This is a genomic window from Tenggerimyces flavus (genome assembly GCF_016907715.1).
GTDB classification, from domain to species: domain Bacteria; phylum Actinomycetota; class Actinomycetes; order Propionibacteriales; family Actinopolymorphaceae; genus Tenggerimyces; species Tenggerimyces flavus.
Genome location: NZ_JAFBCM010000001.1, coordinates 664,882 through 688,072 on the forward strand (window position 1 = coordinate 664,882; position 23,191 = coordinate 688,072).

General features: G+C 70.0%; 21 protein-coding genes. 6 read left to right on the forward strand and 15 right to left on the reverse strand.

The features are described 5' to 3' along the window. Positions 1-16 precede the first annotated feature (16 nt). Complete coding sequence (locus tag JOD67_RS03260; protein WP_205122836.1) at positions 17-1,186, forward strand: glycine C-acetyltransferase; 1,170 nt, start codon at positions 17-19, stop codon at positions 1,184-1,186. On the opposite strand, the gene JOD67_RS03265 is transcribed toward JOD67_RS03260, so the two are convergent. Both JOD67_RS03265 and JOD67_RS03270 read right to left on the reverse strand, forming a co-directional pair. After that, positions 1,183-2,523: a hypothetical protein gene (locus JOD67_RS03265; protein ID WP_205114947.1), complete on the reverse strand. Its 1,341-nt coding sequence runs from the start codon at positions 2,521-2,523 to the stop codon at positions 1,183-1,185. The genes JOD67_RS03260 and JOD67_RS03265 overlap by 4 nt on opposite strands. Next, positions 2,520-3,503 carry a PLL family lectin gene (locus tag JOD67_RS03270; RefSeq protein ID WP_205114949.1) on the reverse strand — a complete coding sequence of 328 codons (984 nt, stop codon included), beginning with the start codon at positions 3,501-3,503 and terminating at the stop codon, positions 2,520-2,522. Before JOD67_RS03270 ends, JOD67_RS03265 begins: the two co-directional genes overlap by 4 nt. A gap of 179 nt (positions 3,504-3,682) precedes the next feature. Between JOD67_RS03270 and JOD67_RS03275 the strand changes: the two genes are divergently transcribed. Continuing rightward, a complete protein-coding gene (locus tag JOD67_RS03275) occupies positions 3,683-4,618 on the forward strand; it encodes a hypothetical protein (protein ID WP_205114952.1) in 936 nt (311 codons plus the stop codon). On the opposite strand, the gene JOD67_RS03280 is transcribed toward JOD67_RS03275, so the two are convergent. Then, positions 4,592-5,608, reverse strand: a complete 1,017-nt coding sequence (locus JOD67_RS03280; protein ID WP_307782256.1) for a DNA polymerase IV — start codon at positions 5,606-5,608, stop codon at positions 4,592-4,594. The two genes, JOD67_RS03275 and JOD67_RS03280, sit on opposite strands and share 27 nt — an antisense overlap. A 19-nt stretch (positions 5,609-5,627) precedes the next feature. Continuing rightward, a complete protein-coding gene (locus JOD67_RS03285) occupies positions 5,628-6,968 on the reverse strand; it encodes a dipeptidase (protein WP_205114954.1) in 1,341 nt (446 codons plus the stop codon). 314 nt (positions 6,969-7,282) lie between these two features. Between JOD67_RS03285 and JOD67_RS03290 the strand changes: the two genes are divergently transcribed. After that, complete coding sequence (locus tag JOD67_RS03290; protein WP_205114956.1) at positions 7,283-8,188, forward strand: sulfite exporter TauE/SafE family protein; 906 nt, start codon at positions 7,283-7,285, stop codon at positions 8,186-8,188. Between the two features lie 155 nt (positions 8,189-8,343). Here JOD67_RS03290 and JOD67_RS03295 read toward each other — a convergent pair whose 3' ends face one another. Further along, entirely contained in the window at positions 8,344-8,934 is a 591-nt protein-coding gene (locus JOD67_RS03295) for a TetR/AcrR family transcriptional regulator (RefSeq protein WP_205114958.1), read from the reverse strand. A gap of 63 nt (positions 8,935-8,997) precedes the next feature. On the opposite strand from JOD67_RS03295, the gene JOD67_RS03300 reads away from it, so the two are divergent. Further along, positions 8,998-9,879 (forward strand): oxidoreductase, encoded by an 882-nt coding sequence (locus JOD67_RS03300; protein WP_205114967.1) that lies wholly within the window; start codon positions 8,998-9,000, stop codon positions 9,877-9,879. On the opposite strand, the gene JOD67_RS03305 is transcribed toward JOD67_RS03300, so the two are convergent. The 3 genes from JOD67_RS03305 to JOD67_RS03315 form a co-directional block, all read right to left on the reverse strand. Then, positions 9,876-10,328, reverse strand: a complete 453-nt coding sequence (locus tag JOD67_RS03305) for a hypothetical protein (protein WP_205114969.1) — start codon at positions 10,326-10,328, stop codon at positions 9,876-9,878. The two genes, JOD67_RS03300 and JOD67_RS03305, sit on opposite strands and share 4 nt — an antisense overlap. 60 nt (positions 10,329-10,388) lie before the next feature. Next, a complete protein-coding gene (locus JOD67_RS03310) occupies positions 10,389-12,512 on the reverse strand; it encodes a RecQ family ATP-dependent DNA helicase (RefSeq protein WP_205114971.1) in 2,124 nt (707 codons plus the stop codon). Positions 12,513-12,722: 210 nt separating this feature from the next. Next, complete coding sequence (locus tag JOD67_RS03315; protein ID WP_307782257.1) at positions 12,723-13,106, reverse strand: sterol carrier family protein; 384 nt, start codon at positions 13,104-13,106, stop codon at positions 12,723-12,725. Between the two features lie 68 nt (positions 13,107-13,174). Here JOD67_RS03315 and JOD67_RS03320 point away from each other — a divergent pair, with 68 nt between their 5' ends. Then, positions 13,175-13,906, forward strand: a complete 732-nt coding sequence (locus JOD67_RS03320) for a carbonic anhydrase (RefSeq protein ID WP_205114975.1) — start codon at positions 13,175-13,177, stop codon at positions 13,904-13,906. On the opposite strand, the gene JOD67_RS03325 is transcribed toward JOD67_RS03320, so the two are convergent. From JOD67_RS03325 to JOD67_RS03335, 3 genes are all read right to left on the reverse strand, one after another. Next, entirely contained in the window at positions 13,893-15,110 is a 1,218-nt protein-coding gene (locus JOD67_RS03325) for a cytochrome P450 (protein ID WP_205114977.1), read from the reverse strand. The two genes, JOD67_RS03320 and JOD67_RS03325, sit on opposite strands and share 14 nt — an antisense overlap. Positions 15,111-15,172: 62 nt before the next feature. Then, complete coding sequence (locus JOD67_RS03330; RefSeq protein ID WP_205114979.1) at positions 15,173-16,387, reverse strand: MFS transporter; 1,215 nt, start codon at positions 16,385-16,387, stop codon at positions 15,173-15,175. After that, positions 16,384-16,965 carry a TetR/AcrR family transcriptional regulator gene (locus tag JOD67_RS03335; RefSeq protein ID WP_205114982.1) on the reverse strand — a complete coding sequence of 194 codons (582 nt, stop codon included), beginning with the start codon at positions 16,963-16,965 and terminating at the stop codon, positions 16,384-16,386. The genes JOD67_RS03330 and JOD67_RS03335 overlap by 4 nt, the downstream gene beginning before the upstream one ends. 171 nt (positions 16,966-17,136) lie before the next feature. Between JOD67_RS03335 and JOD67_RS39785 the strand changes: the two genes are divergently transcribed. Continuing rightward, positions 17,137-18,873, forward strand: a complete 1,737-nt coding sequence (locus JOD67_RS39785) for a glycoside hydrolase domain-containing protein (RefSeq protein WP_239553704.1) — start codon at positions 17,137-17,139, stop codon at positions 18,871-18,873. 790 nt (positions 18,874-19,663) lie between these two features. On the opposite strand, the gene JOD67_RS03345 is transcribed toward JOD67_RS39785, so the two are convergent. From JOD67_RS03345 to JOD67_RS03360, 4 genes are read right to left on the reverse strand one after another with little or no spacing between them, the layout of a single operon-like run. After that, a complete protein-coding gene (locus JOD67_RS03345; protein ID WP_205114984.1) occupies positions 19,664-20,251 on the reverse strand; it encodes a hypothetical protein in 588 nt (195 codons plus the stop codon). A gap of 10 nt (positions 20,252-20,261) precedes the next feature. After that, positions 20,262-21,470: an ABC transporter permease gene (locus JOD67_RS03350; protein ID WP_205114986.1), complete on the reverse strand. Its 1,209-nt coding sequence runs from the start codon at positions 21,468-21,470 to the stop codon at positions 20,262-20,264. Further along, entirely contained in the window at positions 21,467-22,126 is a 660-nt protein-coding gene (locus JOD67_RS03355; RefSeq protein WP_205114988.1) for an ABC transporter ATP-binding protein, read from the reverse strand. The genes JOD67_RS03350 and JOD67_RS03355 overlap by 4 nt, the downstream gene beginning before the upstream one ends. Further along, positions 22,123-23,190 (reverse strand): peptidoglycan-binding protein, encoded by a 1,068-nt coding sequence (locus tag JOD67_RS03360; protein WP_205114990.1) that lies wholly within the window; start codon positions 23,188-23,190, stop codon positions 22,123-22,125. Before JOD67_RS03360 ends, JOD67_RS03355 begins: the two co-directional genes overlap by 4 nt. Between the last annotated feature and the right edge of the window lies 1 nt (position 23,191).

A 23,191-nucleotide genomic window follows, 5' to 3' on the forward strand; every position in this document is an offset into this window, starting at 1 on the left:
GCAGATGTACGGAACGATGCGCGACCACCTCAAGCAGACGATCGACGAGATCCGCGAAGCCGGCCTCTACAAGGGCGAACGCCACATCTCCACCCCACAAGGCGCAACCGTCGCCGTCGACGACAAGAACGTGCTCAATCTCTGCGCCAACAACTACCTCGGCCTCGCCGACCACCCCGAGCTGATCAAGGCGGCGCAAGGCGCGCTTGACACCTGGGGCTTCGGCATGGCGTCCGTACGGTTCATCTGCGGCACGCAGGAGCTGCACAAGGAGCTCGAAGCCAGGATCTCCAGGTTCCTCGGCACCGAGGACACCATCCTCTACAGCTCCTGCTTCGACGCCAACACCGGTCTCTTCGAGACCTTGCTCGGCCCAGAGGACGCGATCATCTCCGACGCCCTCAACCACGCGAGCATCATCGACGGCGTACGTCTGTGCAAGGCCAAACGCCTCAGGTACGCCAACCGCGACCTGGCCGACCTCGAGAAGCAGCTCCAAGAGGCCAAGGACGCGCGCTTCCGGCTGATCGCGACCGACGGCGTCTTCTCCATGGACGGCTACCTCGCTCCGCTCCCTGAGATCTGCGACCTCGCCGAGCAGTACGACGCGCTGGTCATGGTCGACGACTCGCACGCCGTCGGGTTCGTCGGCGAGAACGGACGCGGCACGCCCGAGCTGCACGGCGTCGCCGACAGGATCGACATCGTCACCGGAACTCTCGGCAAGGCTCTCGGCGGCGCGTCCGGCGGCTACACCAGCGCGAAGGCGGAGATCGTCGAGCTTCTCCGCCAACGTTCCCGCCCGTACCTGTTCTCGAACTCCCTCGCCCCCTCCATCGCCGCCGCCTCGATCCGCGCGCTGGATCTCCTCAGCGGGTCCAGCGAGCTGCGCGAACGGCTCCGTGCCAACACCGCGCACTTCCGGAATCGCATGCAGGACGAGGGATTCGAGCTCCTCCCCGGCGAACACCCGATCATCCCGGTGATGTTCGGCGACGCGGTGCTCGCTGGGAAGATGGCCGCGGAGCTGCTCGACCTCGGCCTCTACGTGACCGCGTTCTCCTACCCCGTCGTCCCGCACGGCACCGCGCGCATCCGTACGCAGATGTCCGCGGCCCACTCGACGGAAGATCTGGACCGGGCCGCGGACGCGTTCGTCGAAGCCCGCAAGCGCATCGCGGGCTAGGCAGGCGCGAGCAGGTACAGCTTCGCCATCCCCGGCGCCAGGCTGACGGAGAACGCGCCACCGTTCAGTGGCACCGGCCCGTAGGCGCTCGTCGCGGGGTCGAACAGCGACACCGCGGCGACGCCGGGCTTGACCGTCAACGTCACCGAGGCGTTGGCCTTGAACGAACGGTTCGCGACCAGGACCCACCGCCGCGCGTCTCCGCCGAGTTGGCTGAGCTCCCCCATCACGACCGGCGTCGTCCCCGCCACCGCGTTCAGCACCGTGGACTGGGCCGACGCGAAGCCGACGGCGCCCAGCGGCAACGGCGACTCCAGAGCGTGGAAGACCTTCTCGCTCTTCAGGTGCTTGAGCTGCCGGCCGACCGGCTGCAGGTACGTCCGGTTGATGGTGCGCGCGTCGACGTACACCTGCGACTGGCAACCGTCCTTCTTGATCAGCGCCTCGCCGAACACGAAGTCCGCGTCCCCCGGCGTCCAGTACGTGAAGTACTGAATCCCCTTGCAGCCATAGGCGAGCCCCATGTTGATCTGCCACGCCAGCTCGGCGAACGTGGGCCGCTTCATGATCCCGTGGTCGACGGACTGGATGTACACCCACGTCGGCAGCCCCGCCGCGAGGCCGGCCTCACGGATCCGCTGGTGGTTGGCGAAGAACGTCGGTCGCGTCGTGCCGTCCTTCAGCAGCGGGTAGTGGTCGAACGAGACGAAGGTCGGGTCGACCTGTTCGACGTACCGCGAGATGAACTCGCGGTACCGCAGGTCGGCGGCCGGATCGTAGGCCGGCACCAGGTTGAAGTGACTCAGCTTGTCCGGCGCCGCCGCGGCCAGCACGTCGGTGATCATCCGGTAGCGCGGATACTCCGTCGGCACGGGCTCGTCGTCGATGCGGAAGCCCGCGAACGCCGGGAACGCCGAGTACTCCTCGAGCACCGCGCGCAGGTCGTTCTCGAAGCCAGGCTTGGGAACGCACTGGTTGATCCGGTCGTCGACCGGCAGCACGCGCAAGCCGGCCGCCTGCGCGAACGGCAGGATCTTCTGGCTCGCGTTCTTCTGGACGACGTCGTTGCCGCCGAGGACGAGGGTGAACCCGGCGTCGGCGATCTCGTCGTACCGCGCCTGCGTGGACTGCCGCCGCGGCGGCGGCCAGAAGAACCCGATGGGGAACTCGGCGTCGGTCAGGAGGGTCGGCGAGCCCGCCAGCGGAACGACGGCACCCACCCGCGCCGTCGAAGCGAACGCGGACGCGGGCAGCAGGCTCGCACCTGCCGCACCGGCTGCGATCCCCAGCAGCGTACGCCGACTCAGGGCGCCAGACTTCCTTGTGGGATTGGTCATCGGTTGCTCCAGGAGGCACTCGCCGGTGCGGAGGTGAACTGTTGAGTGCCCGTCGAGGCCCACGGGCTCCACTGGCCGCCGCCCAGGTGATATCGCTCCCAGATCCGGCCATCGGTGCCGAGCGCGAACAGGTTGAGCTTCTCCAGCCCGTGCGTTCCCGCCGCCGGTGCCTCGGTGAACGTCTGGGCGCCGTCGAACGTGACCCAGTCGCTCCAGCCGACGCCGAAGCGGTACCAGGTGTGCCAGACCTTGCGGTCGGCGAGATCGACCGCGAACACCTCGAGGTGCTGCTCACCCCAGGACACCGCCCCTGGACCGGAGTGGAACGTCCGAGTGCCGAGCGCGGCCCACGCGCTCCAGCCACCCGCAGGGAGGGTGTGCCGTTCGTAGATGCGGTCGTCGGTGCCCTTGACGAACACGTGCAGCCGTTCCGGCGCGTACGCCACGGCGGCGGGTGCCGAGGTGAACGTCTGGGTGTCGCCGGGGAACAGCTGCCAGTCCGACCAGCCGACACCGAACGTGTAGCGGTTCTGCCGGATCCGGTTGTCCGCGCCTTTGGCGTACATCGCGAAGTGGTCGGTCCCCCACGACACGGGCGAGGGCGCGGAGCTGAACTCCCCACTCCCCAAGGGTTTCCAGTTGCTCCAGCCGCCGGCAAGCATGCCGTCGTTCACGAACGACCGGTCGTGGATGCGGCGGTCGGGGCCGAGCACGCCGAGGTGCAGGACGCCGTTGTTGTGCGACGCGACGCCCGCCCCGGACGCGAGCTCGCCACGCAGGCTTTGCCATTGCGTCCAAGGCGATCCTGACTTCCACCAGCGGTGGTAGAGCTGGTTGTCGGTGCCGCGGGCGAACAGGTCCAGCGTCGGCTCGGCCGTCTTGCGGACCGGCGCGGGAGGGAACGGAGGCGGGTTAGAGCCAACCGGCTCGTCAGGTGAGTCCAGGCAGATCGGTGCTTGGGCGAGGGCTTCCATGCCCATGGATGTACATCGTTGTAGAGATCTCCGTCAAGAACTTCTCACGAATGCGAACTCGCCGTAAATGGTTCACACCTGTGCACGAGCGCCGCCAATCGGCCGAGGGAGGGCGCCTCGAACGGGAGGTTGGTCATGCGTTCGGTGGAGGTGGACCCACCACGCGGGCGACGAGCCTGGTGGTCATGGTGAAGACATCGCTGATCCGCTCCGCGGCGGCCGCCTGGTCCGCCCTCTCCGCACTGCTGGGGGTCGGCTGGGCGACCGGCGTCGTCCCGTTCCCGTTCGGTGCGAACGACCCGCGGCGCGGAGAGGTGGGCAGCCTGCTCGACAACGCCGAGCCTCTGACGATGGGTCTCGGCACCGCGGGCGTCGGACTGTTCGGACTCGTGCTCGCGTTCGCGCTGGGCCGCTTCCGGCGGGCGTGGCCGCTTGCTGCCGTGCTGGCCGCCGGGCTGTTCGTCGCCGTTCCGGACATCCGCGTGATCCAGAACTTCGCCTACCTGTTCTTCGGCGTGACGAAAATGTGGGAGCTCGGGCTCGCGGTCTGCGTGTTCAGCATGGTCGGCGGCGCGCTCTGGGCGTGGGTCGCGATCCGACAGTGCCGCGCCAAGCCGACGGACCAGGCCAAGCTCGAGCATTGGCGCGTTCCCGTCACGTACGCGGCCGCCCTGCTCGCGCTGCCGTACCCGATCGTCCGCATCTCCTGGGCGCTCGGCATCCCGCTCGGCGTCCCGCCGAGCATGCTGGACGCCGACGACCTCGCGCTCCGCCTCGGCGAGACCGGCCTCGGGTTGCTCGCGGTCGGTGGCGGGATCCTCACCCTCGGGCTCGTCCGGCCGTGGGGCGAGACGTTCCCGCGCTGGATTCCGTTCGCCGGCGGGCGGCGCGTGCCGGTGTGGTTCGCGGTCGCTCCAGCGATCACCGCGGCGCTGATGATCGCGCAATCCGGGCTGCGAGTGACCGCCTGGGCGATCGCGAACGTCGACCCGATCACCGCGACGAACTGGGGCTCCGGTGGCCCGGGCCTGTTCTTCGTCCCGTGGGCCGTCGCGGTCGCGCTAGCCGCGTATGCCTACTACCGGCACCGCACCTCAGGCGAGATCGACGCGCACGCCTAGCAGCCGGACGGGGCGGTCGAGCGGGAACTTCTCCAACACCAGCAGGGCATGCGAGGCCACCAGCTCCGGATCCGTGCTGACCTCCGGAAGCTTCAGTGGCAGCGTCTTGGTGAAGAATCCGGCGTTCCGTACGGTCACCGCGACCCGCACCACCTGACGACCGTCGGCGATCACCGAGGTGGCCAGGTCGCGTGCCAGACCCTCGACCCGCGCGGCGATCTCGGCACGCTCGGTCAGATCCTCCGGGTACGTCACGGCGTGGCTCCGCGACTTCGCCTGCTGCGGCTCGGTCACGATCTCGGTGTCGCCCTCGCCTCGCCCCATCCGCGCCAGCCGCGGCCCGATCGTCGGACCGAACCGCTTCGCCATCATCGCCTCGTCCGCGGCGCCGAGCTCCGCGATCGTGCCGATCCCCAGCTCGGCCAGCTTCTCCGCTGTCCGTTCGCCGATCCCCCACAGGTCGCCGGCGGGCCGGTGGTCCATGAGCAGCGGCCAGTTCTCCCTGGTGATCTTGAAGATCCGAGCCGGCTTGGCGTGCCTCGTGGCCATCTTCGCCTGCAGCTTGTTCTCGCCGATCCCCACCGTGCACACCAGCCGGGTGTCGGCCAGCACGCTCGCCTGGAGCTCCAGCGCGAGGTCTTCGGGGTCGGCACGATCGGTGGAGAGGAAGAACTCCTCCAGTCCCCACGGCTCGATCGGCATCGGAAACTCGCGCAGGGCTTGGAGAATCTCCGCCGACGCGGCGAGGTACTCCGCCTGGTCCACCGGCACGACCACGAGCTCCGGCACCTTACGTACGGCCCGCCGGAGCGGCAGTCCGGCATGGATGCCGAGCGCGCGAGCCTCGTACGACGCGCTCATCACCACCATGCGCGCCTGCTGCGGATCGCCGCGACCGCCGACCGCGATCGGCTGACCGACCAGCTCAGGGTGCCGGCGCAGCTCCACGGACGCGACGAACGCGTCCATGTCGACGTGCAGGATCCACACCGGACTGATTTTGCCAGTATCAGCGCGCGAGCTTCGCCAGCAACAGAGCCTCGGAGATCGCGGCCTTCTCGAAGTCGGCGAGCAGCAGGCTCTCGTCCAGCCCGTGCGCCCGCGTGTCCGGGTCGGCGCCCGCGCTCACGCAGAGGATCTCGGCGTTCGGGAAGTTCGCGGAGTACGCGGCGATGAACGGGATCGAGCCGCCCATCCCCATCTCGACGCTGTCGACGCCGAATCCCTCGCGGAACGCGGCGCGCATCGCGTCGTACGCCGGACCGCTCGCCTCCAGCGCGAACGGCTCGCCCGCGTCGCCCTCCCGCACGGTGACCTGCGCGCCCCAGGGCGCGTGGTTGGCGAGGTGCTCGGCCAGGATCTTGCGCGCACGAAGCGCGTCGTCGCCCGGTGCGAGCCGGACGCTGACCTTCGCGCGGGCGACCGGGATGAGGGTGTTCGACGCGTCGGCGACGCGGGTGGTGTCGAGCGCGAGGACGGAGGCGGTCGGCTTGGCCCACAGCCGTTCGGCGAGCGTGCCGGAACCGATCAGCTGGACGCCGTCCGCGAGCGCGGACTCGGCGCGGAACCGGTCCTCGGGGTACTCCACCTCGGGGGTCTTCGCCGTCACCAGGCCCTCGATCGCGACGTTGCCGTCCTCGTCGTGGAGCGTGGCGAGGATCCGCGCGAGCGCGGTGAGCGCGTCGGGCGCGGCGCCGCCGTACTGGCCGGAGTGCACGCCGTGGTTGAGCGTTCGGACCTCGACGTACACGTCGACGAGGCCACGCAGCGAGGTCGTGAGCGTCGGGATGCCCACGTCGTAGTTGCCGGAGTCGGCGATGACGATCACGTCCCCGGCGATTTTGTCCTTGTGGCGTTCGAGGAACGGACCCAGCGTGGGCGAGCCGATCTCCTCCTCGCCCTCGATGAAGACCGTGACGCCGATCGGCGGCTTGCCGTCGAACGCCCGGAGCGCGGCGAGGTGGACGGCGATGCCGGCCTTGTCGTCGCTGGAACCGCGGCCGTACAGCCGGCCACCGCGCACGGTGGGCTCGAACGGCGGGCTGGTCCAGCCGTCCGGGTCGCCGGTGGGCTGCACGTCGTGGTGCGCGTACAGCACGATCGTCGGCTGGCCGGGCGGGGCCGGGTAGTGCGCGACGACGGCCGGCTGGCCGCCCTCGAGGTCGTCGAGGATCTGCACGTCCGGGCTGCCGACGGCGCGGAACAGGTTGGCGACGGTCTCCGCCGACTGGCGCATCACTTCGGCTGAGCCGGGGTCCGCGCTGATCGACGGGATCCGGATCAGGGCGTCGAGATCGGCCCGAACACTCGGAAGGACGGCTTCAACGGCTTTGCGCAGGTCGTCGGTCACGAAACCGCAGCCTAACCTTCGGCACGAACCCGAGCCACCGCCCGCGCACCCACCCGCACTTCACCCACGGAATCGGGGTCCGACGGACCTTTACCACGTTGCAGAACCCCGGTTCGGTGGGTGAAGTGGCGCCAGCCTGTGGACGCGGGCCGTACGAGCCTCCGCGAGCTTGTCCGGTTCGGGCGAGCCTGGGCGGTTATGTGGGCGGGATCGGTTCGGCTGTTGTCCGAATGCGGAGAAAGCCCTTCGGAATATGGACACCGCTCGTACCCTTTTCCTAGCTGAACTGTCGGAGACATCGGAAGGCTGTAGTTGTGCGGAAACTCATCCTGCTGGCGATCGTCGGACTGATCGCCCAACTCGTCGACGGCAGCCTCGGCATGGCGTACGGCGCGACGTCGGCGACGTTGCTGCTGGCCACCGGCGTGGGCGCGGCCGCCACGTCGGCGACCGTCCACCTCGCGGAGATCGGCACCACGTTGGCGTCCGGCGCCTCGCACTGGCGCTTCGGCAACGTCGACTGGAAGGTCGTCGGGAAGATCGCGATCCCGGGCGCGATCGGCGCGTTCGCCGGGGCGACGTTCCTGTCGAACCTGTCCACCGAGACGGCCGCACCGGTCATGTCCGGCATCCTGCTCGCGATCGGCATCTACCTGCTGATCCGCTTCACCGGCTGGGGAATGCCGAAGGGCAACCTGGGCAAGCCCGTCCGCAAGCGCTTCCTCGCTCCGCTCGGCATCTTCGCCGGCTTCGTCGACGCGAGCGGCGGCGGTGGATGGGGCCCGGTCGCGACGCCGGCACTGCTGGCTAGCGGGCGGATGGAGCCGCGCAAGGTCATCGGCTCGGTCGACACGTCGGAGTTCGTCGTCTCCGTCGCGGCCAGTGTGGGCTTCATCATCGGCATCGGCTCGGCGGGCATCTCCTTCGGCGCGGTCGCCGCGCTGCTGATCGGCGGCCTGATCGCCGCGCCGATCGCGGCGTACCTGGTCCGGCTCATCCCGAGCCGCATCCTCGGCTCGCTGGTCGGCGGGCTGATCGTTCTCACCAACGTCCGCACGATCCTGCGGTCCGACCTCGTCGACGCCTCGGACGGCGTTCAGTACACCTGGTACGTCGGGATCCTGCTCGTCTGGATCGCCGCGGTGGTGTGGTCGGTGCGCGCCTACCGGCGGGAGAAGGCCGAGGACGCGGCGGACGAGCAGGCTTCCGTTCCGGCCTAGCCTCGAAGCGTCGTGGTCGCCTTACCCGGCCAGTGGCCGCTCTACCTGGCGTTCACCCCACGTAAAGCGGCCAATGATCATGTAAACATGATCATTGGCCCCAGGGCGGGCGGGGCCGGGACCGGGCGAACCCACCGCCGGACGAAAGATCGAGGCTAAGGTCTTAGGCCTCGCGTGACGGTCTCGACGATCTCGTCGAGACCGTTTCGCACTGCCCAGTCCGGCGGCAGGATCCCGCTCACGGACAGCGCGGCATAGCCGTGGATGCTGGCGAACAGCGCCAGCGCCACCACCTCGACCGGACCCTCGCGGATCTCGCCGGCCTGTTGCGCGTCGCGGATCAGCTCCAGCAACGGCTCGCCGAGCCGGAACGCCGAACTGACCAGCTCGGGTGACGCGCCGGCCTCATGCTTGCGCGCGTACATCAGCTCGAGTAGCGCGGCGTCCTCGACCGCGAAGTCCACGTACGCCCGCGCCGTGGCGTGCATGCGTTCCCGGATCCCGCCCTCGACGGCGTTCGCGCGCTCGAGCGCGCCGCTGAGCCGGTCGAAGCCCGCCTGCGCCAGCGCGTCGAGCAGCGCCTGCTTGTCCTTGAAGTGGCGGCTCGGGGCGGCGTGGCTCACGCCGATGTCGCGGGCGAGTTCGCGCAACGACAGCGCCTCGACTCCCTTGTCCCGAACCGTCTGTTCGGCGCGGTCGAGGAGGGCTGTGCGCAAGTCACCGTGGTGGTAGGGGCGTGCCGGCATGACTTCAGCCTACCGGCAATGTTGGCATTGACATCTTTGTTGTCACTGTCTACATTCGAAGATATGACGAGCTTCTCGCTTCCGAACCTGACCGGCCGCACCGCGGTCGTCACCGGTGCCAACAGCGGCATCGGTATTGCTGCTACCCAAGCGCTGGCCGCGGCCGGCGCCCACGTCGTCATGGCCGTTCGCGATCTGGAACGCGGCAAGGCCGCCGCCGCTTCGGTCCGGGGCAGCGCCGAGGTCCGCCGGCTGGACCTGGCCGACCTGTCGTCGGTTCGTACGTTCGCGGCGGACTGGGACGGTCCGCTGGACCTGCTGATCAACAACGCCGGGGTGATGGCGATCCCGGAGGCTCAGACGGCGGAGGGCTTCGAGCTGCAGTTCGGCACGAACCATCTCGGCCACTTCGCGCTGACCAACCTGCTGCTGCCGTACGTCACCGACCGCGTGGTGACGGTGTCGTCGAGCGCGCACCGGGCCGGGCAGCTCCAGTTCGACAACCTGAACCTGACCGGGGCGTACTCGCCGACCCGCGCGTACTCGCAGTCGAAGCTCGCGAACCTGCTGTTCACGTTGGAACTGCAGCGCCGGCTGACGCTGGCCGGGTCCGTGGTCCGCTCGACGGCGGCGCACCCCGGCTGGGCGGCGACGAACCTGCAGAACCGGACGGCGTACGCGTGGCTCAACGCCGGCGCGGGCCTGGCGAACCGGCTGTTCGCGCAGTCCAACGAAGCGGGCGCCTGGCCCACGCTGGCGGCGGCGACCTGGGACGTGCCGGGTGCGAGCTTCCTCGGGCCGGAGGGCGCGTTCGAGATGCGCGGCGCGCCGACGCTGGTCGGCCGGACGCGCTTGGCCAGCAACGTCGAGGACGCCAAGCGCCTGTGGACCGTGTCCGAGGACCTGACCGGCGTGCGGTTTCCCCAACTCGCCAAAGCGGCCTAGCTGAGGGTCGACTCCTCGACGTTCTCCATGCGGGCATAGAGAACCTGCTCGTTGACCTCGAGGTCGTTGATCAGCCTCAGCGTCGCGACGATCGCGTTGCCGACCCGCTCGCCCTGGGTCTCGCCGTACTCGACCTGGATCAGCGTGTTGGCGGCGTGGTCGTCGTGGGCACGCTGGTCGGGGTCGCGCCACGTTCCCTCGGCGCCGATCTCGGTGGCGGCCTGCATGAGGAACGCGATCGCGCCGAGCAGTCGCTCCTCCTCGGCCGAACGGTGCTCCGGCCGGAGCAGCGGACCGCCCTTGGCCGGTGCTCGCTCGCTGAGCAAGATGTCGCGCTCCACTGCGGCGTAGCCGGCGACGAGTCCAGCGAGGTGGACCTCGTCCAGCTCCAGCGCCTTGATCCGCAGTTGCCCGCGGCGCCACGCTGAGGTCTTCGAAGGTCCCCGCAAACTTCGACGGTAAGCCGACGAACTTGCCGCTGACTTGCGAACGAGCGGAGATCTATCCGATCAGGCAACGAGGGCGAGAACGAAGGGCAACACCTCCCCCGCACCCGACTTGCGGAGCTCGCGCGCGGCGACGGTGAGCGTCCAGCGCGAGTCGGCGAGATCGTCGATGAGCAGCACCGTCGGCGCGGAGCCCAGGTTCGCCCGGAGCTCGTCCGACACCGCGAGCCGGTCCCACACGGCCGCGAGCCGGAACGCGCTGTTGCCTCCCGGCTCGCCGGTCGGCCCACCGTGCTGCGGCACCACCGAACCCAGCAATGGCAGCCGGCCGATCCGGGCGATGCCCTCGGCCACCGAACGTCCGAGCTGCGGCCGGCCGCGCGACTCGATCCACGCGACCCCGTCGGGCCGGCGCGACCAGCCCCAGGTCTTCAGCACCTCCACGCAGGCCCCGAGCAGCGCCTCGTCGGCGGGCGCGTCCTCCGCACCCGGGGCGAGCAACGTCCGCAGTCGCTGTCCCCAGCCGAGGTCGGTCAGCCGCGCCACCGCCCGCCCGGTGCCGGCCTGGTCGTCGGCCGCGATCCGGCCGGACACGTCGACCCCGAGCCGCTTCACACCGGGTGGCCACATCGCACGCGACTCGAGCTCGACGCCGACCTGGCGCAGCCGCGCGGCAGCCGCCTCCGAGGCTCCGGCCGACACCTCGGTCGGGTACCACGGACCGGTGCACCGGTCGCAGCGCCCGCACGGCGAGGCCGTCGGGTCGTCGAGCGCCTTCTGCAGGAACGCCATCCGGCACTCGTCGCTGCGCTCGTACTCCAGCATCGACTTCGCTTCGTCGGAACGGGCCTGTGCCACCCGGTCGTACCGCTCCGCGTCGTACACCCACGGCTGGCCGGAGCTCTCCCAGCCACCGCCCACCCGGCGGACCGCGCCCTCGACGTCGAGCACCTTGAGGAGCAGCTCCAGCCGCGTCCGGCGGACGTCGACGATCGCCTCCAGCGCCGGCGTCGACAGCGGCTTGCCCGCGGACGCCAGCGCCTCGAGTACGGCGTCCGCCTGCTCCTGGCGCGGCATCGACGCGGTCGCGAAGTACTTCCAGATGTCGGGGTCCTCGATGCCGGGCAGCAACAGCACGTCGGCTCGTTCGGTCGCGCGACCGGCCCGGCCGACCTGTTGGTAGTAGGCGATCGGCGACGCCGGCGCGCCTACGTGGACGACGAAGCCGAGGTCGGGCTTGTCGAAGCCCATGCCGAGCGCGCTGGTCGCGATCAGCGCCTTGACCTGGTTGTTACGCAGCGCGTCCTCGGCGAACAGCCGCTCGGCCTGGTCGGTGCGGCCGGTGTACGCGAGCACGGGGAAGCCGGCGTCGCGCAGCATCGCGGCGATGTCCTCGGCGGCGGACACCGTGAGCGTGTAGACGATGCCGCTGCCCGGCAGGTCGTTGAGGTGGGCGGCGAGCCAGGCGAGTCGTTGCTGCGGCGTCGCCAGTCTCAGGACACCGAGGCGGAGGCTCGCACGTGCGAGTGGGCCGCGGAGAGTGAGGACGTCCGCGCCGCCGGACGCCAGCTGCTCCTCGACGTCTGCGACCACGCGCGCGTTCGCGGTCGCGGTCGTGCCGAGCACCGGCGTGCCGGCGGGCAGGTCGTCGAGCAGGTCGCGGATGCGCCGGTAGTCGGGCCGGAAGTCGTGGCCCCAGTCGGAGACGCAGTGCGCCTCGTCGACCACGAGCAGCCCGGCCCGGGCGGCGAGGTCGGGCAGCTGTTCGTCGCGGAAGCGCGGGTTGTTGAGGCGTTCCGGGCTCACCAGCAGGACGTCGACCTCGTCGGCCTCGAGCGCCTTGGAGATGTCGGTCCACTCCTCGGCGTTCGCGGAGTTGATCGTCACCCCGCGGATGCCGGCGCGCTCGGCCGCCGCGACCTGGTCGCGCATGAGCGCGAGCAGCGGCGACACGATCAGCGTCGGTCCGGCTCCCTCGGCGCGGCGCAGTGCGGTCGCGACGAAGTAGACGGCCGACTTGCCCCAGCCGGTGCGTTGGACGACGAGCACGCGGCGGCTCTCGGCGACGAGGGCCTCGATCGCCTCCCACTGCCCGTCGCGGAACTCGGCGTCGGGCACGCCCACGAGCCGCCGCAGGTGAGCGTCACCCTGGGCTCGCAGGTCGGTGGTCGGCGTGGTCTCAGTCATGGCGTTGACGTTAGCCGGCCAAGCCGACACCGCCACCCAGCCGTCGTCGCACTGTGGACAAGCGGGGCTGTGGACGAAACGTGGCCATGACGACCTGAATGAGGGCATGAAGAGGCCCCCGCGTCGGGGGGTAGCGCGGGGGCCTCATCGCGATGGCTTCGGACCACCGAGGGTGGGACGGCGGCCACGTTCCGACGGTTCCCAAGAGTTTCAAGATTTTTCGAAAGGCTCCGTCAACGGCAAGTACGCCGACAGGTCGGTCCGCTCGCCGCTGGCGATGAGCCGGGCCGACGAACGGGCATCGTCCCAGGTCAGCTGCCCACTCGCGAGCAGCACGAAGGTCAGCGGATCGGTCTCGACCACCCCTGGCGGAGTCCCCCGCGTGTGCCGAGGACCGGGAACGCACTGGATCGCGGCATACGGCGGGACCCGCAGCTCCACCGACCGGCCAGGAGCCCGCGCCAACAGCACCGCGGCGAAATGCCTGGAGAGCAGCTTCAGGTCGTCCCGAGGCGCCGCAGCGCCGGAAGCGAGCACCCGCGACAAGGCCGCGGCCACGTCGGCGGCGGGGGCGGGCTGGTAGCGACGAGGCACGTCGCGAGGGTAATGCCCCATAATGCGGACGACGCGTCAGTGTCGACGCGCGCGAACGGGGAAACCGAATGTCGACATCACCCGCCGGCCTGTCCAGGCGCGGCATGCTGGTGCTGGGCGCGCTCGCCTTGACGGCGGTGAGCTGTAGCCAGCCAGACCAGATAGCCCAACGGGTCCAGCCCGCGAAGTCCAGTCCGTCCGGAGGTCCTGTGCCTGACGACGCGTGGAAGCGCCTGCTCACCGGCAACGAACGGTTCGCCCAGGGCGAGCAGATCCGACCCCGCCAGGAGCTGTCCTGGCGACAGGCGGTCGCGGGGAAGCAGCAGACCCCGTTCGCCTGCGTCCTCGGCTGCGTGGACTCGCGCGTGACGCCGGAGATCGTCTTCGACCAGGGCCTCGGCGACCTGTTGACCGTGCGTACGGCCGGCGAGGTGCTCGACGACGCGGTCATCGGCAGCATCGAGTACGGCGTCCACCACCTGAACATCCCGCTGGTCGTCGTCCTCGGCCACTCCAACTGCGGTGCCGTCCAGGCGACGATCGACGTCGTCAAGGGCGAGGAGAAGGTGCACGGCGAGGTCAGCGCGCTCGTGCGCGCGATCGAAGCGGCCGTGCTCGCGACGCCGGAGAACGACAACGAGGAGGAGTTCCTCGCCGCGTGCGTCGACGAGCAGGCGCGCCGAATGGCGGTCGAGCTGCCGGAGCGCTCCGAGGTCGTCGACGCCGCGATCCTGGCCGGCAAGACCCGGGTGATCGCGGCGACGTACGACCTGCAGAGCGGCAAGATCAAGGAGCTGTGACCAGCGCTCCCTCGAGCGGGAGCGAACGCAGCCCACGGATCGTCGTCGTCTGACGGCGTACGGGCTTGCCCACCAGCCGTAGCCGCGGCAGCCGTTCGGCGAGCGCCTCGAACGCGACCGTTCCCTCCAGCCGCGCCAGCGGAGCGCCGACACAATAATGGATGCCCGACGAGAACGCGAGATGCTCAGCCGGCGCCTCGCGCGCGATGTCGAACCGTGCCGGCGTCTCGTACACCTCCGGGTCGCGGTTGGCGGCGCCGAGCAGCGGGATGACGTGCGACCCGGTCCGGAACAGCCGCCCGCCGAGCTCGAGGTCCTCGTGCGCGATCCGCATCGTGTTCTGCACCGGCGCGTCGTACCGCAGCACCTCCTCCGCCGCCTTCGCCGCAAGCGACGGGTCTTCGCGCAGCAGCGCCCACTGGGCAGGGTGGGAGAGGAACGCGAGCATGCCGTTCCCGATCAGGTTGACGGTCGTCTCGAAGCCCGCGATGAGCAAGAGCTGGCAGCAGGTGATCAGCTCGTACTCGGTGAGCTTCTCCTCGCCCAACGCGGCGGCGAGGATGCTGATCACGTCGTCCTTCGGCTCCCTCGTCCGCTCCCGCAGCAGCCGGGTGAACAGCGCGGCGAGGTCGCGGCGGGCGCCGGCGAGCTCCTTGGAGTGGCGTACGGAGTCGACGCCGTCGAGCGCCTTGCCGACGATGCGGCCGTACCCGGCGAACACCTCGTAGTCGACCTCCGGAATCCCCAGCAGGTCGGCGATCACCGCGATCGGCAGCGGGTTGGCGAAGTCGGTGATGAGATCGAACGAGCCCTTGCGCATCGCCTTGTCTAGCAGGCGATGCGTGACCTCCTCGACCCGTGCGCGGTAGCCGAGGATGCGCTTCGCGGTGAACGCGGGCGTCGCCAGCCGCCGCAACCGCGTGTGGTCGGGCGGGTCGAGCTCGAGGAACGAGAAGTCGAAGCCCTCGCTCTCGCCTTCGGGGAGCACGGTGACACCGGAGTAGTCGCCGGTGTTGGCTCGGACGCCCCAGCGCCGGTCGCGCAGGATCTTGTTGGAGAGCTCGTGGCTTGTCGTCGACCAGATCTTGATCCTGCTTCGGTACAGCGGGCCCTCGGCGCGCAGGCGCTCGTAGATCGGGTACGGGTTTTCGTGCCCCTCGCGCAACATCAGCTTGACAAAGGGATCGCCCAGCACGTTCCCCATGAACCACAGACCGGCCCGTTGCGACCGAATCCGCCACCCCAGTTGAAGATCCGCCTTCAGTGTCATACGCCCTCCCGTAGACCTCGACTGGCGGCGGCGTAGATCGCCGACACCAGACAGCCGATGCCGATCGCGGCGAACGCGATGCCCGCGCCGCCGAACTCGATCACCGGCCCGAACACGAGCATTCCGAGCGGCCCCGCCGCCATGGCGAGCGAGGCGAACGTGCCGATCACACGCCCGCGCAGGTGCTCGGGCGTACGTTCCTGCATGATCACCGCGGCCACGGGGTTGATCGGACCCGCGACGATGCCGATCGCGCCGGCGATGACGGCCATCCCCCACACCGGCGGCAGGAACGCGAGACCGAAGAATCCCAACCCCACCAGGGCAACCGCGCCAGCGAGCGTCCCACGGCGCGGCAGCCTGTGGCCGACGACGCCGTACCCGATGGCGCCGGCCAGCCCGCCGATCGCGAACGAGCTGAGCACCAGCGCGAGGTCGGTCGCCCGCCCGACGTCTTGCAGGTGGGCGGTGAGAACGAGCGTCAGCGGTGTCAGGAACAGCATCGCGATCATCGCGGCGATGCTCACGTCGCGGATCGCGCGATCGTTCCAGACGAACTTCAGGCCGACGACGATCGAACGCAGGAACGACTCGCCGCGGTGCGGCTCGGGCGAGATCCCGCGCGGAACCGTCGTGGCGGTGAAGACGACCGCGGCGACGAACAGCCCTACCGCGGCCCACAGCGTGCCGAAGCCGCCGATCCACGCGAGCAGGAGCCCGGCGAGACCGGGACCGAGGATCGCGCCGACGTTCTCCGCCGCCTCGCCCCAGGCGTTGACGCGTTCCAGCGGCATCAGTGCCCGGCGGGCGACGTCGGGGCGCATCGCCTCGCGGGCGGCCGCGCCGGGGCCGTCGAAGATCGCGCCGAGGGCGACGAGGATCAGGATGAGCGCGATGCCGAGGCCGACCGTACTGTCCAGCAAGGGCAACGCGGCAACGGCGGCGGCGCTCAGCAGGTCGGCGCAGATGCTCGCGAACCGGCGTCCGACGCGGTCGACGAGCGCACCGCCGAACAGCGTGGAGAGCACCATCGGCGCGACCGCCGCCGCGCCGACCAGGCCGGCGAGCGAGGCGCTGCCGGTCTTCGCGAGGACGAGCCAGGGCATCACGACGGCGACGATCTGGTTGCCGGTGTAGGAGAGCGCGGTCGCCGAGATGAGGCCGGCGAGCGGGACGCGCGATCGTTCGGTCCTGGTGCGTACGTCGGTCATGCGCGCTGCCCGATGCCCTCGAGGAGGGTGCGTACGACCAGGTCGGGGGCGTCACGGGCGGCGAGCCAGCCGTACGCGACACCCTCCCACGCGGTGTAGAGCAGACCGTAGAGCGCGGAGACGAACCACCACTCGGCGATGTCCGCGCGGACCTGGCCCTGCTCTTTGGCGCGGCGCACGAGGACGTGCAGCGGCGGCTCGAGCTCGGACATGCGGCGCATGACCTTGGGCTCGTCGTCGAGCGTGGGCTGGCGGAAGAGGAACTGCAGCTGCGGGCCGAGCGGGACGAGCCTCTCGACGAGGTGGTGGAGGACGGTGACGGGGTCCTCGTCCGCGGCCTCGAGCGCGGTGGCGATCGCGCGGTCGCACCGGTCGAGGGAGTCGTGCGCGACGGCGACGAGCAGGTCCTGGCGGGTCGGGTAGTGCTTGTGCAGCGTCGTACGACCGATGCCGGCGGCCTTGGCGACGTCGGCGAGCGACGCGTTCGGCCGCGCGACCAGCACCTCGGCCGCCACGTCGAGCAGCTCCCGCGGCGCGGGTGCCTGATGCCGTGTGCGGCCGGAGGCGTGAACAGTCATGTTCACTACAGTACACAACTGTTCGCACCGACGCTTGGGCCTGGCCTGTGGCCGGCAGCGGCAGGAAGGTGCCGGGGACCTGTACGGGGCGGCGGCGGAGTGGGAAGTTTTCTACAGCGCAGTGGCGCTCGACGTTGCTGCCTGCCGTGGCCCCACGACGAGGAGTGCGTCATGTCGCCGACGTCCCATCGTTTTGCCCGAGCCGGCCTCGCCCTGGCCGCCGTTGTCGCAATGTCCAGTACGTTCGGCTCCTCCGCCGGAGCCGCGCCGCCCCCACCGGACAGCAAGCTGGTCTCGTACCACGGCTACCAGGTCGCGGTGCCCAAGGCCTGGCCGGTGGTCGACCTCGCGAAGGACAAGGCCTGCGTCCGGTTCGACAAGCCGGCCGTCTACCTCGGCTCGCCGAACTACCAGGAGAGCTGCCCGGCCAACGTGGTCGGCCGTGCCGCCGGCCTGCTGATCGAGCCGCTGAACGGCACGTCGGCCGCCCGCCCCGGCATCGTTCGCGCGAAGTCCGGCACTGCCGTGGCCGCGGCGGCGACGTCGGCGAGCGGCACGCTGCAGGTCGCGATCGAGGGCGCCGGCGTGCTGGTGACCGCCGCGCACGGCCCGTCGGACGAGGCGGCCGTTCGGAGCATCCTCGGCACCGGCAAGCTCGTCGCCGGCGGCCGCGCGATCACGCTCGACAAGGCGGCGAAGACGTCCGCCGTCATCACGCCGACCGCGGCCGTGGTGGCGCCCGGAACGTTCAACGGCAAGGGCTTCGACCAGTGCGCGGCGCCCTCGCAGTCCACGATGGACACCTGGTGGAACTCCTCCCCGTACAAGGCGGTCGGCATCTACATCAGCGGCATCCAGCGCGGGTGCGCGCAGCCGAACCTGACGTCGACGTGGATCACCAACCAGCACAACCGGGGTTGGAAGTTCCTGCCCCTGCACGTCGGTCTGCAGGCGCCGTGCCGACCGGGCGGCGGCCACAAGATGTCCGGCGATCCCGCGACCGCCCGCAACCAGGGCCACCAGGCCGGTGTCGAGTCGGTGAACGCCGCCCAGGCGTTGGGGATCGTCGCCGGCAGCGTCCTCTACAACGACATGGAGCAGTACGGCCGCGAAGCCGCCTGCATCACCGCGGTGATGTCGTTCCTCGACGGCTGGACCGACGAGCTGCACGCCCGCGGCTACCTGTCCGGCGTCTACTCCAGCGCTTCGTCCGGCATCACGGACCTGGTCAACAACTACAACAGCTCGACCTACACGCGGCCCGACCACGTGTTCTTCGCCTGGTGGAACAACGTCGCGAACACCGACGGGGGCCAGTACATCCCGGCGAGCATGTGGAGCAACCACCAGCGGGTCAAGCAGTACGCGGGCGACGTCTCCGAGACGTGGGGAGGCGTACAGATCAACATCGACCGCGACTTCTTCGACACTGCGAACGGCGGCCCGCCGCCCCCGTGCGCGGGCGTGTCGCTGGACGCGACGGCGTACCCGAACCAGCAGTCCGGCGCGACGGGCAACCTGGTGAAGGCCGCGCAGTGTCTGCTGCAGGGTGCGGGGTCGATGCCGGCGGGCACGCCGTCGGGAACGTTCGACGCGGCGACTGAGACGGCGGTGCGCTCGTTCCAGACGTCGAAGTCGCTGCCGGTGACGGGCGTGATCAACTCCAACACCTGGACGGCGTTGCTGTCGCGAGGATCGACGCCGACGTTGCGGAGCGGCTCGTCGGGCGCTGATGTGTCGCGGCTGCAGCGTTCGCTGACCTCGGCCTTGGGGCGGACGGTCGGCATCGACGGCGCGTTCGGGCCGATCACCGACCAGGCGGCGCGCGACTACCAGTCGACGCGCGGCCTGGGCGTGGACGGCATCGTCGGGCCGGCGACCTGGGGGGCGCTGCAAGCCGGCCGTTGACGGCTCGGGTGTTTTTATGAAGGGCACCTTCATTCGAACCTATGGAATGAAGGTGCCCTTCATTTAATGGGGCGCGGGCGGATCGTGGTGCGGGGCGTTCGAGGTCGCCCCCGCCCGTTGGCCGGCCACGCCGCCTGCCGCTTGGCCATCCCCAGCGCCGCTTGGCCATCGACCATCGGTCGGCTGTTTCCTTGACGATTCGTCGGTCGGCGCTCCGGCTCGACCCAGCGCCGTTGCTCGGCCATCCCCTCACCGGCGGCTCGGCCGTCCCCTCGTCCTCACTGCCGGCCGGCGGACCCAGCCGACCATTGGTCGGCCATCCTCTCGGACCAGCGGTGTCACACCCATCGGTTGGCCATCGTCGATGGCCCTCTGGCTGGGCGGATCGCTGTTGTTCTTGGCGGGTGGGCTCGATTGTTCTTTGGCGAGGTGTCCGGCCGTTGGTGCTCGCCGTGGGCTGTTGCGGCGGTCGATTTTGGTGGCCGGTCCGGGGCGCGTCAAGGGCGCCTCTCTGGGGGCGCTTCGCGCAGACGGAGAGAGGCGTCGCTTTGCGATCGCTTTGCGACCCTTGACTCGCCCCGGCCCGGCCACCTGTTTTTCACGCGCCGCCCCTGCCCCCGGGAACGGGTGCCCGGGCCAGGTTCCTTGTTGCTGGGGTTTGTTGCCGTGCTTGCGTTGCTTGTTGGGGCTTCCCCCGGTCCCTTGTGGTTCAGATGAAGCTGGGGTCGTTCCGTCCCCTCCTTTTGAATGAAGGGCACCTTCATTCAATAGGTTCGTATGAAGGTGCCCTTCATTCAATCGCGAGCTGGGGGTGGTAGCCGCCGGAGAGGGCTGCGATGGCGGTTGGTGGGGTGAGGAGGGTGGCCATTCCGCTGCCTGGCTTGGTGATTGGGCTTCCATACCCCTCGTACGTCCACGGCACGAGGGCGTCGTCCCTGACGAGATGCGGCGTGTCGTCGTGGATGACGAACGCCCCGGTCGGCAGCTCGCCACAAGGCCGCTGGTGGAGCTGGCGGCGGTGGGTGCCGCGGATGATGCGCTCGCGGTGGAGCCTGCGGTCGAGCTCGTTCGCCTTCAGCGACGGCTCGCCCAGCGCGGCGCGGAACGCCTCGTACGCCTCGCGCCGGCAGAGGGCGCAGGGGCGGTGGCCGGCGGCGAAGGAGACCGCTTCGTCGTGGAAGAACAGCACGGTGAACCGCCTCGGTGCCCACTGCGGGAGCCGCCAGCCGCGGAACGAGAGCGCGCAGGTGATCCAGAGCTGGCTCCGGTGGAACCGGACGACCTCGGTTCCCTCGTGCAGGCAACCGCGGTTCCCCGTCCAGGCGCCGCGCATCGGGATCGCGACGAGGTCGCCCAGCGGGGTCACGCGGTTGCGCATCGGCATCCGCCTAAGGTGCGGCCAACGCCTCGGTCGGCGCAAGCCGCGCTGCCCGTACGGCTGGGTAGAGGCCGGCGAGCGATCCGATCAGCAGCGTCGCCGCGAGGCCGCCGATCATCGCCCACGGCGGGACGACGACGGGCCAGGCCTGGTACGTCGCGTAGCCGGTGGTCACGGCGACACCGAGGAGTACGCCGGCGAGGCCGCCGATCGCCGAGAGCAGCAACGACTCGGCGAGGAACTGCAGCCGGATCTGCCCGCGGCTCGCTCCCAGCGCCCGCCTCAGGCCGATCTCCGTGCGACGTTCCAGAACGGAGATCACCATGGTGTTCGCGACGCCGACACCTCCGACGAGCAGCGCGACGCCGCCGAGGCCGAGCAGGAGCGCGGACAGGGTGGCGTCCGTGGCCTGCTGCGCGGCCAGGGCGTCGGAGGGCCGGGACACGTCGACCTCGTTCGGCGCCTCGGGATTCGCCGTGGCCGCGAGAACGCCCTGCACCGCTTCGACCGCGGTCTCGGCGGCGCGGGTGAAGATCGTGGTCGGGTAGCCGTCGAAGCCGAGCAGCTCCTTCGCCACGGGCCACCCCACGAGCGCGGCGGTGTCGAGCTCGGCCGCAAGGGGCACAGGCTCGAGCACACCGACGACCGTGAACCAGTGCCCGCCCAGGTAGACCTGCTGATCCGGACCCACCGCGCCGACGCCGAGGCGATCCGCGGCCTTGGCGCCGAGGACGACAGCCGGGTACTTTGCCGTTGCCCCGTTGAGGAACGTACCGATCGCGAGCTCGCCGCCAACCGTGTCGAGCAGGTCAGTCTGGGCAGCCAGTACGGAGATGCTGCCGGACTGGGGTGCCGGGACCTTGTCACTGCGGTAGACCTTCGCGTCGCCGATCAGGCCGGTGGCGGTGACGGACTCGACCGGTTCGATCCAGTCGATCATCGCGACTGCCTCGTTCGGGAGATGGGAGTCCTCGCCGAACAGGTTCTGGCCGGGACCGACGGTGAGCAGGTTCGTGCCGAGCGCCTCGAGCTGGCGGTTGAGATCTTCCTTGCTGGACGTGGAGATCCCGACCACCGCGATCATCGCCGCGATGCCGATCGCGATGCCCAAGGCGGAGAGGAAGACCCGCATCGGCCGGCTCCGCAAGCCTGCCCCGCCGACGCGAGCCACGTCTGCCGGTCCGAGCCGCGCCGGTGTCAACGTCGTCTTGGCAGTCATCCGCTCATCACCTGCCCGTCTCGCATGTAGATCTGTCGCGGCAGGGTCGCGGCGATGTCGAGGTCGTGGGTGATCACCACGACCGTCGTCCCGCCGGCATTCAGTTCGCGCAGCAAGGTCATCACGCCCGCGCCCGAGGCCGAGTCGAGGTTGCCGGTGGGTTCGTCGGCGAGCAGCAACGAGGGTTCGCCAATCACCGCGCGAGCTATCGCGACCCGCTGACGTTCGCCGCCGGACAACTCGTGCGGGCGGTGGGCGAGGCGATGCGCCAGCCCGACCCGTTCCAGCGCGACCGTTGCACGCTTCAGCCGCCGAGGTCGGGGTACGCCCGCGTACAGCAGTCCGTCCGCCACGTTGTCCAACGCGGTCAAGCCCACCGCGAGGTGGAACTGCTGGAACACGAACCCGATCGTCCGCGACCGCAGCGCCGACAGCTGCCGGTCGGTCAACGCCGACACGTCGTGCCCGTCGATGCGGACCGTGCCCGACGTCGGGCGGTCCAGCGTGCCGACCACGTTCAACATCGTCGACTTCCCCGACCCGGACGGCCCGACGATCCCGACCAGCTCCTCGGGCCGAATCGCCAACGTAGCTTGACGAAGCGCGACGACTCCACCCGCGTACTCCTTCGTCGCCTCCTGCAGCTGAACGATCATGTCGGCACCCCCACAAGCGTGCCGGCCTCGATGCCCGCACCGGAGATCTCGACCTTCCCGCCCGCGAACATGCCGGGCTGCACCTTCACGTACGACACCGACGTCCCCGAGACGACCTGGACGCCGTACCCACCTTCAGCCAGCGCGACCAGGGCCGTGATCGGCACTGTCAAGACGTCCTTGCGTTCGGCCGATACCAGCGCGACGTCGACCGGCGCGGCATCCAGACCGCCTGCAGCCTTGGGATCCGCGAGCTCGAGCTCCACCGTGATCGTCGGCGAGCCCGTCTGCTGACCGTCCGTACCCTCCGGAGCCGTCGCGACCTTGGCGACGCTGGTCACCGTGCCCGCCACCGCCTTGCCCGACGGCAGCGTCAATGTCGCCTTGACGCCATTCTTCACCAGATGCTGCTTGGCGACGTCGAGCGCGACCGTGACCTTCTGCTTCGCGCCGCTGACCGTCAGGATCGGCAGGTTGGTCTCGCCGACGACATCGCCGACGCCGATCGCCGGCAGCCCGATGTGCAGGTCGCCCGGCGCGACCACGATCAGGCTGGCGTCCACCTGACCGGTCTCCTCGACGCCGAGGTCCTCCTGCCACTGCTGCACGGCCTTCTTCGTCTTCGCGGTGAAGTCGTTGTCGACCTTGAAGCCGGTGTAGCCGAACGCGGCGAGGTTCTGTTCGAGCTGCTTGACGTCCGAGCCCGACATCCCGACCTTCATCGTGCGGTACGGCGGAATCGTTCCCCGCAGCAGGATCAACGGGTCCTGGTCGATCTTGTAGACGGGCTGGCCGATCTTGACGATCGAGCCGGACGGTGGCAGCCAGGTGATCGTGCCGGGCTTGGCCGGGGCCGTGAGCGCCTCGGGTGTCCCGTACGACAACGTCCCGCTGACGTGCTCGGTCTGGACGAGGTCGGCCTCGACCACCTTCGCGGTCGCCGGCGGCAGCCCGTCGGCCGAAGCGACCGGAGCCGGCGAGACGCCGCCGAAGCCCTTGGCCGCCAGCACCAGCCCCGCGGCGACGACGAGCGATCCGGCCGCGAGCAGGAGGCGTCTGCGCATC